Origin of the sequence: Nitrincola alkalilacustris, assembly GCF_008973755.1 — a bacterium.
GTDB lineage: Bacteria > Pseudomonadota > Gammaproteobacteria > Pseudomonadales > Balneatricaceae > Nitrincola > Nitrincola alkalilacustris.
The window spans coordinates 90,376-104,402 of sequence record NZ_WBOM01000012.1 but is presented as its reverse complement, the minus strand read 5'-3'; the positions used below and the strand labels follow the sequence as shown (position 1 = coordinate 104,402).

General features: G+C 55.5%; 13 protein-coding genes. 5 read left to right on the top strand and 8 right to left on the bottom strand.

Features of this window, described 5'->3' with window-relative positions:
* Window positions 1-169 precede the first annotated feature (169 nt).
* The 3 genes from F7R27_RS17690 to F7R27_RS17680 are packed head-to-tail and all read left to right on the top strand — an operon-like array spanning window position 170 to window position 3,110.
* Window positions 170-883: an ABC transporter permease gene (locus F7R27_RS17690; RefSeq protein WP_240776428.1), complete on the top strand. Its 714-nt coding sequence runs from the start codon at window positions 170-172 to the stop codon at window positions 881-883.
* A complete protein-coding gene (locus F7R27_RS17685) occupies window positions 880-1,677 on the top strand; it encodes an ABC transporter permease (protein ID WP_240776427.1) in 798 nt (265 codons plus the stop codon). Before F7R27_RS17690 ends, F7R27_RS17685 begins: the two co-directional genes overlap by 4 nt.
* The gene (locus F7R27_RS17680) at window positions 1,674-3,110 is read left to right on the top strand and encodes an ABC transporter ATP-binding protein (RefSeq protein WP_206060552.1); all 1,437 of its coding nucleotides are present in this window, start codon (window positions 1,674-1,676) and stop codon (window positions 3,108-3,110) included. The genes F7R27_RS17685 and F7R27_RS17680 overlap by 4 nt, the downstream gene beginning before the upstream one ends.
* A 79-nt stretch (window positions 3,111-3,189) precedes the next feature.
* Here F7R27_RS17680 and F7R27_RS17675 read toward each other — a convergent pair whose 3' ends face one another.
* The 8 genes from F7R27_RS17675 to F7R27_RS17640 all read right to left on the bottom strand — a co-directional run bounded on the left by F7R27_RS17675 (window position 3,190) and on the right by F7R27_RS17640 (window position 11,845).
* Window positions 3,190-4,227: a formate dehydrogenase subunit gamma gene (locus F7R27_RS17675; protein WP_240776426.1), complete on the bottom strand. Its 1,038-nt coding sequence runs from the start codon at window positions 4,225-4,227 to the stop codon at window positions 3,190-3,192.
* Between the two features lie 35 nt (window positions 4,228-4,262).
* Complete coding sequence (gene fdh3B, locus F7R27_RS17670) at window positions 4,263-4,907, bottom strand: formate dehydrogenase FDH3 subunit beta (RefSeq protein ID WP_151705591.1); 645 nt, start codon at window positions 4,905-4,907, stop codon at window positions 4,263-4,265.
* Window positions 4,908-4,964: 57 nt separating this feature from the next.
* Window positions 4,965-7,823, bottom strand: coding sequence for a molybdopterin-dependent oxidoreductase (locus F7R27_RS17665; protein WP_151705590.1), 2,859 nt, complete (start codon window positions 7,821-7,823; stop codon window positions 4,965-4,967).
* 23 nt (window positions 7,824-7,846) lie between these two features.
* Window positions 7,847-8,065: a twin-arginine translocation signal domain-containing protein gene (locus tag F7R27_RS17660; RefSeq protein WP_151705589.1), complete on the bottom strand. Its 219-nt coding sequence runs from the start codon at window positions 8,063-8,065 to the stop codon at window positions 7,847-7,849.
* A 12-nt stretch (window positions 8,066-8,077) separates the two neighbouring features.
* The gene (locus F7R27_RS17655) at window positions 8,078-8,713 is read right to left on the bottom strand and encodes a TorD/DmsD family molecular chaperone (protein ID WP_151705588.1); all 636 of its coding nucleotides are present in this window, start codon (window positions 8,711-8,713) and stop codon (window positions 8,078-8,080) included.
* 17 nt (window positions 8,714-8,730) lie between these two features.
* Window positions 8,731-10,509 carry a 4Fe-4S binding protein gene (locus F7R27_RS17650; RefSeq protein WP_151705587.1) on the bottom strand — a complete coding sequence of 593 codons (1,779 nt, stop codon included), beginning with the start codon at window positions 10,507-10,509 and terminating at the stop codon, window positions 8,731-8,733.
* A gap of 168 nt (window positions 10,510-10,677) precedes the next feature.
* Complete coding sequence (locus F7R27_RS17645; protein ID WP_151705586.1) at window positions 10,678-11,388, bottom strand: DUF3306 domain-containing protein; 711 nt, start codon at window positions 11,386-11,388, stop codon at window positions 10,678-10,680.
* Window positions 11,381-11,845, bottom strand: coding sequence for a DUF3305 domain-containing protein (locus tag F7R27_RS17640; protein ID WP_151705585.1), 465 nt, complete (start codon window positions 11,843-11,845; stop codon window positions 11,381-11,383). The genes F7R27_RS17645 and F7R27_RS17640 overlap by 8 nt, the downstream gene beginning before the upstream one ends.
* A 343-nt stretch (window positions 11,846-12,188) precedes the next feature.
* On the opposite strand from F7R27_RS17640, the gene F7R27_RS17635 reads away from it, so the two are divergent.
* Both F7R27_RS17635 and F7R27_RS17630 read left to right on the top strand, forming a co-directional pair.
* Window positions 12,189-13,049, top strand: coding sequence for a formate dehydrogenase accessory sulfurtransferase FdhD (locus F7R27_RS17635; protein ID WP_151705584.1), 861 nt, complete (start codon window positions 12,189-12,191; stop codon window positions 13,047-13,049).
* Window positions 13,042-13,974, top strand: coding sequence for a helix-turn-helix transcriptional regulator (locus tag F7R27_RS17630; RefSeq protein ID WP_206060551.1), 933 nt, complete (start codon window positions 13,042-13,044; stop codon window positions 13,972-13,974). Before F7R27_RS17635 ends, F7R27_RS17630 begins: the two co-directional genes overlap by 8 nt.
* The last annotated feature ends 53 nt before the right edge of the window (window positions 13,975-14,027 follow it).

The window sequence follows — 14,027 nt, the reverse complement described above, 5'->3', positions numbered from 1 at the left end:
TTAACTTCCTATGGCTTCCTTCAGACCCCATCGTTGGCCAATGACGCCCTTGCCATTCGGATTATCTTCCCCCCGGTCGGGGTGATCCCGCCTTCTTTCAGGCGGGCGGGTTTGCCAGCTTCGCTGGGCAAACGAAAAGCCTGCTCTGCAGGCCTACCTGCATTGGCTGATGGATCTTCTGCAACTCAATCTGGGCAACTCGCTGATCACTGGCGCGCCGGTAATAACAGAGATCCAGCATCAACTGAGTCATTCACTTCTGCTCGCTGTCACGGCAATTGCCGTGGCGGCCCTGCTGGCATTGCCACTGGGTATCCTGACCGGATTCAGGGCCGGTGGACGTCTGGATAAACTGGTGATGGTGATATCGTCAGCCTTTCGCGCGCAGCCGGTTTTTGTGGTTGGCCTGATCCTGATCCTGCTGTTCTCGGTCAACTGGCAATGGTTCCCGGTTGCCGGCTTCGGCAGCCTGTATCACCTGGTACTACCATCGTTGGCACTGGCACTGTGTCTGGCTGCCGTATCCAACCGCGTGGTGCGCAACAGCACTCAGCGCGTGGTCAACTCACCCTTTTACCTGTTTTCACGCGTTAAGGGACTCCCTGCCATGGATACCTTCATGCGACACGGTCTGCGCAACCTCTCAGTGCCAGTCATTGCTTACATGGGGATTCAGTTGGTTGGCCTGATCGAAGGAATCGTGATGATCGAGTCGTTATTCTCCTGGCCGGGAGTCGGGCACGGGCTGGCTCACGCCATCTTCTCACGGGATATCCCGATGATCCAGGGCACTGCGCTGATGATGGGGCTGATCTTCGTGATCCTGAACGCTCTGGTGGATGTCGCCTGTTATCTGGCCGATCCAAGGGGACGCCTGCAATGAAGAAAACCCTTATGCAAAGCAGCCACTCACAGCGCATTGGTGCGCTTGTTCTGTTGGCACTGCTGCTCTTTGCCGTGCTGGAGGCTCTGTTCCATCAGGGCAGCAGCGTGAAGCAGAATCTGTCTCTGTACCTCACCCCGCCCAACTGGGATGCATGGTTCGGCACTGATCAATACGGACGCAGCATGCTGGCCAGAATGGGCTCAGCAATCCGCCTGTCGTTTACGCTCAGCTTTATCTGCGTGCTGACCTCGGCAACCCTCGGAACGCTGCTGGGTGTGCTGGCGGCATCGCATGGTGGCTGGGTCGATCGAAGCCTTGGCTTTCTGGTCAATACGCTGCTGGCCTTACCCGGGCTTGTGCTGATCCTGCTGTTTGCGGCCATTGCCCCCGGCTCTTTCCTGGTGCTCTATCTGGCGATCTCGCTGGTGCTCTGGGTCGAATATTATCGCGTGGTGCGCGCTGTCACCCTCACGGTTGTCACTGGTCCACAGCTGCAGTCATCCATGCTGTTGGGGTTTGGTCGCGTGTATCTGTTCAGACGCCATATCTGGCCGGCCGTCAAACCCTCGGTGCTGACGCTTGCAGCATTCGGTGCGGCCAACTCGATACTGGCCTTGGCATCCATCGGTTTCGTATATGTCGGCCTCAAGCCACCTGTGGCAGAACTGGGGCTGATGGTCGTGGAGCTGTTGCCCTACTACAGCGAAGCCCCCTGGGTGATCGCACAACCACTGGCAGCTATTTTCCTGCTGGTGTTGGGTTTTAATCTGCTGGCAGGGAAATCATCATGAATCAGGCTATCCAGATCAAAGAACTCTCTATTCAAATTAAAGACCTCTCTATTCAAGTCAAAGACCTCCGCATTCATGCCGGCGAGGTCGTTATTGTCGATAGCTTGTCCATGACACTCAAACCGAGAATGCCTCTGACCATTCTGGGTGAAACCGGGTCGGGCAAGAGCCTGCTCGCTCAGGCGATCATGGGTTTATTACCTGACGGACTGAGCGTGACGGGCAGTATCCGCCTCGGTAATCAGGAGCTGTTGCAGATGGATCGTAAAACGCTGCAGCGCCTGTGGGGGCGCAGCATCACCATGCTTCCGCAGGAGCCCTGGCACTCACTGGACCCGGTCATGAAGGCCCGGCAGCAGGTGGCAGAGGTACATGAAGTGGTGCATGGTGTCGATAGCGCCAGCGCTGGTGCTGCCGCCGACAAGCAGTTGCAACAGATGGGATTATCAGCAGCCGGACAGAAGATTCCGACACAGCTGTCTGGTGGAATGGCACAGAGACTTGCCTTTGCTGCCGCTACAGCTGCCGGAGCCAGTATCGTGATTGCCGATGAGCCAACAAAAGGGCTCGATTACCGTCGCCGGGATGATATCGTGCGCCTGTTACAGCAGCGACTGGAACAGGGCAGCGTGTTGACCATCACCCATGATATTGAGGTGGCACGCCAGCTCGGGGGCGATATGATCGTGATGCGCAAGGGGCAAGTGGTGGAGCGAGGAAAAGCCTCGGATATTCTTGCCAACCCTAAGTCAGACTACGCCAAGCAGCTGATTGCCGCGGCACCGACACAGTGGAAACCACTGCCTGCCAAGCGCAAAGGCTGTGATTCGGACAGAATACTCAGTGCAGAAAAGATCAGCATCAGTCGCGGCGGGGCCGAGCTGTTCAAGGATCTCTCTTTAACGCTCAACCGCGGTGAAATTCTCGGCATCACCGGAGACAGTGGCGCCGGCAAGAGTACACTGGGCGACCTGCTGTTGGGCCTGACTAGGCCGGATGCCGGTCAGATTCGCTACAGCCATAAGATTCCACGCCATCAGATGCTCAAGCTCTATCAGGACCCACCCGCAGCCTTTGCACCCAACGTAAAGCTCGGAACCCTGCTCAAAGAGCTGGTTCGACTGCATAAACTGGATGAATCGCGCATACCGCCTCTGCTGGAAAGATTGCAGCTGGATCCCGGTCTGCTGCAACGCACCAGCGATAATGTATCTGGCGGTGAGTTACAGCGCATCGCCCTGCTCAGAGCCCTGCTGCCCAATCCGGTGATACTGTTTGCCGACGAGCCGACATCACGACTGGATCCGATCACAACCCAATCGATCACCGAGCTGCTGGCCGAAGTGGCGCGCGAGTACCACTGCGCGCTGCTGCTTGTCAGCCATGATCCGGTGCTGGTTGATAAGGTCTGTGATGGTGTGATAAGTCTGTAAATCACGCAAAAAAAAGCCCCATTGGCTGGGGCATGGAAAATATCTTTCCAGGGAAGGAAAGAATGAACTAAAGGTTAAATCAGCTGCTACCGGCCTGTCGGGTCGGTGCAGCGCTCTGATCGGGTTGACTCAATACCTGTTCAGCCGGCACAGCCTGATCCTTGACCTGCTCATACCAGAGATCATGATGTTGCTTGGCCCAGGCTTCATCCACATAGCCGGTTTTCATCCCCTCAAACGCCCCTTCAGTGCCGAGAGTACCGATATAGATATGCCCGAAGGCAGCAGCCGTCAGCAATAATGACGCACCGGCATGAATCAGCAAGGTGATCTGCATGGTTTCACGGCTCTGGCCGAAATTTGGAAAATCCAGTACCAGTCCTGAACCAACTACGGTGAGTCCGACAAAAACGATCATCCAGAACCAGACTTTTTCTCCTCCATTCAGAAAACCGGCAGAAGGGTGCCCCTTACCCACCAATCCACCACCTTTGAGAAACCATTTCAGATCTGTCAGATTAAAGAAGTTATGCCGCACCCACTTCACGATCATCGCCAACACACCCAGTGCAAACAAAGGCCCCAGATAGTTATGGATGTTCTTGGCCGCCAGCATAAATCCACCCCAGACAGAGGTCGGTAGCAAAGGCATCAGGAACCACTTGGCATAGAGGATCGACAGACCGGTCAGTGCCAGAATGATAAACAGGCTGGCGGTATACCAGTGGATCGTTCTATCCCAGCGACTCCAGCGCTCGACCACACGGCCGGTTCTGGGGTTGACCAGCTTGATCCTGCCAACTAACAGATAAAAGAAGGTTATCGCAGCCAGACTCCCTCCCAGTGCGATAGCTCCTCCCGGGGATACCCAGGTGTTGCGCAGCTCGCGCCAGCGTTCACCCTCAATCATGATCAGACTGTCTGCTCCGGGACTGCGTGACTGAGTCGAGCCTTTAGTACCCGACACAACCTCTCGCCAGTAATCGGATGTGACGCCCGGCATGGTCTGCATCGCCTCACGGCGCGCATCAGCTCCCTGTTGTGCAGCGACTGGCAGGCTGATCAGACAACCCACCAGCAGCAACCACACCAGCCAGGCACTGATTTGATCAGGCAATGGCTTTCTCATCATCAGCTCTCGCTATGCTGCAGTTAAACACCACGGGTAGCATCGTAGGCCAGATCCGCCTGTCTGGCTGCCGCCAGTTCAGTCTCCTGAGCCCCCTGCTCCAATGAACCCCAGGCACTGTTACGATGGCCACGATAAACCACGCGCTCGCGGAAGATATCAGCCACATCTGCCGCATCACCTGCCAGCAGTGCCTTGGTTGAGCACATCTCGGCACACAGTGGCAACTTACCTTCGCGCAGGCGGTTGGCACCGTATTTCTGCTGATCCACCTGCGGGTCGGCTTCTGGGCCGCCAGCGCAAAATGTACACTTGTCCATCTTGCCACGAGCGCCAAAAGACCCCTGTTTCGGGAACTGCGGTGCCCCGAACGGACAGGCATAGAGGCAATAACCGCAACCGATGCAGGCATCCTTGTTGTGCAGGATCAGGCCATCTTCGGTCGGATAGAAGCAGTCAGTCGGGCAGACGGACATGCACGGTGCATCCGAGCAGTGCATGCAGGCCACAGATATCGAAACCTCCTTGCCGATCTCGCCATCATCCAGCGTCACCACGCGGCGACGTTGAATCCCCCACTCGGTTTCGTTGGCGTTTTTGCACGCCGTGACACAGCCTTCACACTCGATGCAGCGCTCTGAGTCACACAAAAATTTCATTCGAGCCATGGAACTTCTCCTCAGCAACGCCCGCCGCCAGGACGGGCGTATCGCATTTATGTCCTATCACGCCTTCTCGATGCGGCAGACCGTACATTTGGTTTCCTGCATGATGGTCACCGGGTCATAACCATAGGTTGTGACCGTATTAACCGATTCACCCAGCACGTAGGGATCGCTGCCCGCGGGATAGCGACTGCGCAGATCTTCACCCTGGAACTCGCCACCGAAGTGGAAAGGCATGAAGGCAACATTGCGATCGACACGATTGGTAACCAGGGCTTTGACTCTGACCTTGCCACCTTCCGGTCCATAAACCCAGACAGTATCACCATCTGCAATACGCAGTGTGTTGGCATTGAAGGGGTTGATCTCGACAAACATATCCTGCTGCAGCTCTGCCAGCCAAGGGTTGGAACGTGTTTCATCACCACCACCTTCGTACTCAACCAGTCGACCGGAGGTCAGAATGATCGGGAACTCGGCACTGGTATCACGCGCCTGGATCGACTTGTACAAGGTCGGCATACGATAGAGCGATTCGAAATCGTCCCAGGTCGGGTATTTTTCAACCAGATCACGCCGCGTGGTGTAAAGCGGTTCACGGTGCTTGGGAATCGCATCCGGGAAAGTCCAGACAATGGTCCGCGCCTTGCCGTTTCCGAAAGGTGCGCAGCCATGATTGATCACGACGCGCTGGATACCGCCGGAAAGATCGGTCTTCCAATCCTTACCTTCTGCGGCTGCCTGCTCATCGGCAGTCAGTTCATCCCACCAACCTAGCTGTTTGACCAGATTGGCCGAGAACTCAGGGTGACCATCACCTATCTCATTGCCTAAAGGCGCTGATCCTTCCGCCAGCAGTGTCACACCATCGCGCTCAACACCGAAGTTGGCACGAAAGCCCAGACCACCATCCTTGACCGCCAGACTGGTGTTATAGAGCACATGCGTACCGGGATGCTTCATTTCGGCCGTTCCCCAGCAGGGCCAGGGCAGTCCGTAGAAGTCGCCATGGGCATCGGTGCCCACCGCTCTCAGATTGACAAAATCAAACGCATGCCAGTTTTCCTGATGATACTTGAGGCGCTCAGGGCTCTGCCCTGTGTAGCCGATGGTCCACATGCCACGATTGTATTCGCGCACAATATCTTCGATCAGTGGCTCATCACCGTTGACCTGAATATTCTTGAACAGCTCATCAGCATAGCCAAGCTTCTTCGCCAGCAGATACATGATGGTGTGATCAGGCTTGGACTCGAAGTGCGGCTCGATTACCTTGCTGCGCCACTGAATGGAGCGGTTGGACGCAGTCACAGAACCGTAGGTTTCAAACTGGGTGCAGGCCGGCAGCAGGTAGACGCCATCGGTTCTGTCATTCATGACGGCGGCAACGGTTGGATAGGGATCGACAATCACCATCATGTCGAGCTTCTTCATCGCTTCGCGCATTTCTGGTCCGCGGGTTTGCGAGTTGACAGCATGACCCCAGTAGAACATGGCGCGAATGTTATCGTTCTGCGCTATCTTCTCCTTATCTTCCAGCACACCATCTACCCAGCGGGAAACGGTGATGCCGTTGGTATGCATCGGTTTGCCACCGCGGTACTCATTCTGGTCGAAACGGTCCTGTATCCATTCGTAATCCAGACCCCAGACACCCGCCCAATGGCGCCATGAGCCTTCAGCCAGACCGTAGTAGCCAGGCAGAGAGTCTGACAAAACACCGAAATCGGTGGCACCCTGTACGTTGTCGTGGCCACGGAAGATGTTGGCGCCACCACCCTCTTTACCGATATTACCCAGCGCCAGCTCAAGAATGCAGTAGGCGCGAGTATTGTTGTTGCCGGTGGTGTGCTGCGTTCCGCCCATACACCAGACGATACAGCCGGGGCGGTGATCCGACAGCAGCTTGGCCACCTTGTACATCTGCGCACCACTGACTCCGGTGATATCCTCGACCACTTCGGGTGGGAACTGGCGCACCTCTTCACGGATCTCATCCATGCCATAGACGCGCTGGTTGATGTACTCCTGATCTTCCCAGCGGTTTTCAAAGATATGCCACAGCAGGCCCCAGATAAATGCCACATCGGAACCAGGGCGGATACGAACATATTCATTGGCTTTAGCTGCAGTTCGGGTGTAGCGAGGATCCGCCACAATCACCTTGCAGCGGTTACGCTCTTTGGCAATCAAGACATGCTGCATCGACACCGGATGCGCTTCGGCAGCGTTGGAGCCGATAAACAGCATGGAGCGGCTGTTCTGCATGTCGTTGTAGCTGTTGGTCATGGCGCCGTAGCCCCAGGTGTTGGCAACACCGGCTACCGTGGTGGAGTGGCAGATACGCGCCTGATGCTCAACGTTATTGGTGCCCCAGAGTGAGCCCATTTTACGGAACAGATAGGCCTGCTCATTATTGAACTTGGCTGAACCGAGCCAGAAGATCGAATCCGGACCAGACTCATCGCGAATCGTCTGCATCTTGTCGCCGATCTCGCTGATCGCCTGCTCCCAGGAGAGACGCTTCCACTCACCACCTTCCAGCTTCATCGGGTACTTCAGGCGGCGGGTACTGTGGCCATGATGACGCACAGCGGCCCCTTTGGCACAGTGCGCGCCACGGTTGATCGGATGATCAAACGCCGCTTCCTGTTCGGTCCAGACCCCCTTCTGCACATGGGCATAAATACCGCAGCCAACAGAGCAGTGGGTACAGATAGTGCGCTTGATCTCGGTCGCCAGATCAACTGTCTGCGTCTGAGCTTCCGCCTTGCGGATCATATTCGGGCCCAGCATACCGGTCGCAGCGATACCGCCTGCCGCCAGCGTCGTCCCTTTCAGAAAACCGCGGCGACTGATGCCGAAACGGTTCTGACCCGGAGCCAGTGTCTGTTCACTGGATTTTTTATTTAAACGCATCGTGATTCCCTCTCAGTCCAGTGTTAACGACAACTGGCGTAATAGGCCCGGATATGATCCGTTTCATGGTAGCCTTCAGCCGTATCCGGCATGCTCTTGGGTTCCAGTGGTTCCGTTGCCGCCAGGGTCTGGCCTGAGACGGCAGCCACACCCGCTGCTGCCGACACCGCCACTGCACCTTTCAGGAACTGGCGTCGTCCCACTTGAGTTGTATCGTCGGACTCATTCTTGTTGTTTTGCATCACTTCGCTCCTTTATCCACTCAAACGGACGCTTTGAACGGCATCCGACTGTTTCTGCAGGCAGATCGTTTCAGTTTTGAAGAAAGCCTGGCCCAACAGGGCCACCGCGTTGTAGAACACCGCACTGGGCGCTTTGACCAGGTCGGTAAAAAAAGTCTGTCCCCAGCTGGCAAGATGGCGTTGATAAAACACCGTCTGACGCTCATGACTGGCCCCCTGCTGAATCAGCAGACTCATCACTTCGCACAAGGCAGCGATATGATCCTCAGGCTCGCAGTAGGGCTCTGCTCTGGCAAAACCCAACAGATCAAGATCCTTGCGCAGCTCAATCAAAGGGGCCTCCATCAAAGATCCGGTCAGATACCAGGAGGCAAAAGGGGTCAACTCACCCTGCGTGATTCCAATGAACAGCTTCAGATACTCACTTTCCAAAGCGTTCGTATTGCTGTGCTGGGCTGCCAGTTTCAGCAGTTGCCAGGCCTGTGCCATCTCGCCCTGCGCGGCTTCATCCAGCTCCAGCTCACTGAGAAAGCTCAACAGTTCATAATTAGGTGCCTGACGCAACAGGGATGCCAGCAGGGCATAGATATCAGCTCTGAGGCTATCCTCTTCGCTGATCACCGGGGTGGCGTGTAAAACACTGTTCATGCCATGACTCCTGCAGGTTAAAGGCGCAACTGCGCTTCGGGATCCATCACCAGTTCGCGATAACTGTCCTTGACCCGACAGTCTTCACACATCTGTAGCCGCTTGGCCGCTTCGCCCTGAAAATAGGGGTGGGCTTCAAGTTTTTTCATGATGTGTGTGATGGTGCTGCTGGTCGCAAACGCCTTGCCGCAACTGACACAATGAAAAGGGTCTTCCTGTTTCAGTACACTGACTTCACAACGATCGCCGGTGGCTGGCAGAAAACGAGGTTCCAGCGTGATCACCTGCTCAGGGCAGCTGCGTTCACACAGGCCACACTGCACACAATCACCCTCCATGAACGCCAGCTTTGGCTGCTCTGGAGTGCCACCGCGTAGTGCCTGTGTCGGGCAGACCGCCACGCAGCTCATGCAGAGGGTGCAGGCACTCTCATTGATAAGCACCTGACCATAAGGGCTGCCGACTGGGAGACTGACCGGATCATCGCTGCCCTGCCCCTGCTGATACAGACGATCCAACGCTTCATTCAGCGTCTGTCGCTTACCGGAATAGGCAAAGGTTTCACTGGCTGGCAGATTCTGCCAATGGGAAAGCTGTTCAATCAGTTCAGGTAATTCAGTGGCAAGCGTGTCGGCCTCAACCAGACTGACACGTGCAGCAGGGTGGCCCAGTGCCCGGAGCAACTGGCCGATCAGAGTAGTCTCTTTCTGCAACAGCGTGCGCAGAGATGGCGGTGTATCGCCATCGACCTGAATCGCCACCAGCGTGGCACCTTGTGCCAGCAGTGACAGCCACAACTCAGCCCCGATACCAGCGGCTTCCTCAAGTGCGATCGGCAAGATCTGGCCCGGCAAGGTGCCCATGTCAGGTGCCGCTATCTCGCTGTGGATCAGCAGCACCGCACCCTCACCCCCTGCGGCATGATAGTTATCCAGCAGACGGCGCAGATGTTCAAGGTGCGTCGCAGGTGCCGGTGTCATGAAGCTCAGCGCGCCTGTCGGGCAAGCCGTGGCGCAACTACCGGCGCCATGGCACAGATGGGTATTGATCTCGATCTGATAGTCGTGGTCAAAGGTTTCATTATGATGGCTGATCGCATCCGCCGGGCAGACATCAAGGCAGCGGGTACACCCGATCTTGCCGCGAGTGGAGTGCGCACAGATATCATGATTGACCTGGATATACTGAGGCTTTTCAAACTCCCCGACCATCCCGCTCAGCTCATCCAGCGCCTCATGCAGATGCGTGGAATCCGGTGCAATATGGTAATAACCCGGTGGTGTCAGCTCCTGCTCAATCACCCCTTGCGGCGTCAGATCCAGCACCAGATCAAAGCCCTGCTGTCTGATCAGTGGCTCTGCTGGGTTAAACTCCTGACCATCCGGCGCTTTGAGCAACAGTCTGAACTGACCCAACCAGCCATCCAGGCTGATCAGTGGCAGATAAAGACAAGGGGCATCGGGAGCACTGGCCATGGCGCGCTCCAGATGCTCATCATCCTGTGAGCTGATATCGCCGAGCGCCAGAAGCGTGATGCTGCTCAAGCCCTTCACCTGAGCGGCAGCCAGCCGCGATTGATCTTCCGGGCCGATAATCAGCAGATGACCTTTGCTGCGGTATTGAATGGCGTCGTTTTGCTGCAGCAAAACGGGTGGCATCGACTGCAACGCAATCTGGCGTGCCTGACGATTGATATCATCAGTGGCAGTCATTGCCCGATGGGTAATCAGCGACTGAAGCGGCATCAGCCCGGCATCAGACGCCTGCAAATCTTCCTGGCAGTGATTTGATTTCATTCACACTCTCATTGACACGCTGTGGCTGAACTTTTTTATTTATGGGTCTGGCAGTGTTCAGCGCTTTGTTGTTATTGATTGCAATTCTGAAGCCAAGAGTGACAACCCAGATAAGGCGCCATGACTCCCGAGGATCCATTCAAAATGGATGGAATTTCGATTGATGCGTCATTTTGTCTGATCACCCTCCTCTTCATTGGGATACTCTGGCTCAGGACTTTGGTCGCACTGGATCTGATCCCACTCAACAGGCTGGCGCTGCTGCACTGCATCATCTGCTACTGATTGATCCACTGCTTGATGCTCACGTTGTTGATCGCTTTGTTGCTCACATTGTTGCGCTAGCGAATCAGCCTTCTCTACCGCAGCATTCTCCTCAGCCTGCAAGGCCTCTCTGACCTGCTGACCGACCCAGCCCTTCAAAGTGGCAGCCACCTTTCTATCCAGCAGCGGCATATTGGAGTAATCATCGGCATACTCATCAAGAGGATCACGGACGTTGAACTCAGGTTGATGGAACAGTTTTTTCAGCGCTTTGCTGCGTAACTCAGGGCTGACGGAAGAGGAAAAAAACATCGACACATCGCTGCGGGCATTGATTGACTCAAGATCAGGCATATCTTCATCAGTCAGCAGAGCAGGCTCAGTGATGGCTTGATCTTCAGTACTGCCACTATCCATTTCAGCGTTCGAAGAGAGATCGACTTCTGATGGCACTTGCTCTACTGACTGTGAGTGAGACATCAATTGTGACTGTGCGGTCGATTTCGCCTGATCAGATGCCGTCGCCTCAGGGTCAGAGTGTTCTGATTCGGCCTTCCCTTGTTCGTCCGGTGCTCGTTTCAGACGAGACCAGCGGGACAGAAAAGCTTCACTCATGTCCACTCACCCCCTGCTCTGCAGCTTTCTTCTGCTGGCGCATGCGACGTTTATGGCTCGCGGGATCCGGCAGATCCCCGTGTCCGGCGATAAAACGCTCCGCCCAGAGCATGATCGCTTCGGGCATGGGGATACTCAGCACCGGCTGACTGCCATCCATATAGTCAGCAGCCACATCCTGGCAGATGGTCAGCTTGCGTGGCACCCAACCTGTCTCCAGTGCTTCACAGACAACGAACAAACGGGGTGAACCAGAATCCAGATTGAATCGATAGGCTACGCGCTCATCACGATAGAGCTGCAGCCAGAGGCGGTGAAAGGATTCATGTGCGTCAGGCTCCATGGCCACTTCGGCAACGCGCCAGTTTTCGGATTCCCAACCTCGAGACATGGTGATCTGTCGCTCCAGCCTCACCCATAGTGGCCAGGTGTTCAGTGATGGTTTTTCGTCAGACATCAATCGCTCTCCATTTTTACCTACTTAATATGGCACGCAATTTACATGCCGCCTCTTTTTGGTAGATCTATTCGGCCTGAAAAGCCCAAGGGATATGCCATCACAGCCACAGCTCGATATTTTCAGCAACGCTCGGCAGCGCCATTTGGATACAACACACCTGCACAGATGAGACATTTTGACCCAATCAGATACCGCCATATCAGGCAACTAAACAAGCCCCCGCTGCTTCAAACACCAGGCTTGGTCCTGCATGCAGCGTGTCGAAGGAGGATATGCCTGTGCTATTCCCAACTGGTATGCTTGTTGCTGCACAAACAAGAAACTGAAAAAAGGATTCTGTATGGCTTACCGCCCACAGCTGTCAGAAGCCCGCGCTCCGCTGACACTGATAACACAGGTCATGGATGAGCAGGGTAACTGGCGTGAGCAGGCACTGGCCTGCGAACGACCGCTGACGATCTATCTGGATAAGCGCGAAATCGTGACACTGATGACACTGGGCGAAGATCCCGAAGCTCTCGTGCTCGGCTACCTGCGTAATCAGAATCTGGTTGAATCACTGAAGGATGTGATTGCAATTCAGGTGGACTGGGAGGTGGAATCAGCTGCCGTGGTCACCCGCCGCACACCGGATAATCTGGATGAGATGCTGTCAAAGCGTACCGTTACCACCGGTTGTGGCCAGGGTACGGTATTCGGCGATCAGATGGCAAAACTTGAACACCTGGAGCTGTCGCAATGGTCGCTGAAGCAGTCCCAGATTTACAACCTGCTTGATAGCCTGAGCAACCACAATGAAACCTACCGCAATGCCGGTGCGGTTCATGGCTGTGCTATCTGTACCCGTGAGGGTGAGGTGATCGCCTTCTGCGAAGATATCGGCCGCCACAATGCTGTCGACACCCTGGCCGGCCGGCTCTGGCTGGAACATGTCACGGCCGAAGACAAAATCTTTTACACAACGGGTCGATTAACGTCGGAGATGGTGATCAAGTCGGCTCAGATGGGCATGAGTGTGCTGCTGTCTCGATCCGGTGCCACACAGATGGGGCTTGAGATCGCCGAGCGGCTGAATATTCTGATGCTCGCCCGAGCCAAGGGAAAACATTTTCTGGCCTTCAGTGGGCATCAGCGTCTGGAGCTGGACTCAAAGCCTGAGGAACGAGGCCGCTCTGAGAAACGAGGTCGGACAGATGACTGAGCACTCGCCACCATCCCTTTCCGCCCTTCCCTCTCCCTATATGACAGTCAAGGATGTCGCCGGCTATCTTCATCTGAATGAGAAAAAGGTGTATCAACTGGCCAGTAACGGACATCTGCCTGCCACCAAGGTCACAGGCAAGTGGCTTTTTCCGCGCAAGCTGATCGATCAGTGGCTGCTGGAGTCCAGCCATCATGGTGTGCTGACCGATCGTTTGCTGCTGTCAGGCAGCGATGACCCCCTGCTGCAGGCCGCACTGCTTAGAGTGATGAAAGCACAGCAACACCGTGCACTGTACAGCTACATGCCGACCGGCACGCAGGCTGGCCTCTCATTACTATCGCAGGGTCTGGTGGATTGCTGTGCCATACACTGGGGGCGCTCAGACGAAAGCCAGTTACGCCACCCTGCTCTTATCAGACAATATGCAGGATCGCGCCACTGGGTACTGGTGCATCTGTTCAAGCGACAGCAGGGTTTGATCGCAAACCGACAGATCAGTGATTCTCTGGATCTGACAGCCCGACAGCTGGAACGCTATCGCTGGGTAATCCGCCAGGAAGGTGCCGGCTCGCAGCGCTTTTTAAAGGAGTGGTTGAGCGAGCAGAAGGTTGCCTTTGAACATCTGAACCTTGCCTGCCATGCCCTGACCGAGCGTGAGACCGCTTCAGCCATTGCACGTGGACAGGCAGAGATAGGCCCCGGCACACAGGCGGCAGCAGAAGAGTTCGGTTTGAGCTTCATTCCTGTCTATCAGGAATCTTTTGAGCTGGTGGTACCAAGGAGCGTCTATTTCCGAACCCTGATTCAGCATCTGTTCGAATGGCTGCAAGGCAAGGAAGGCGTGCGCATGTCACAGCAGTTCGCGGGCTACGACCTGAGCCAATGCGGAAAGCTGGTGTGGACTGGCGAAGAGCGCAACTGACTAGACCAGCCACTGCAGATCGAGAAATATGTGCACTGCAAAAATCAGGATCA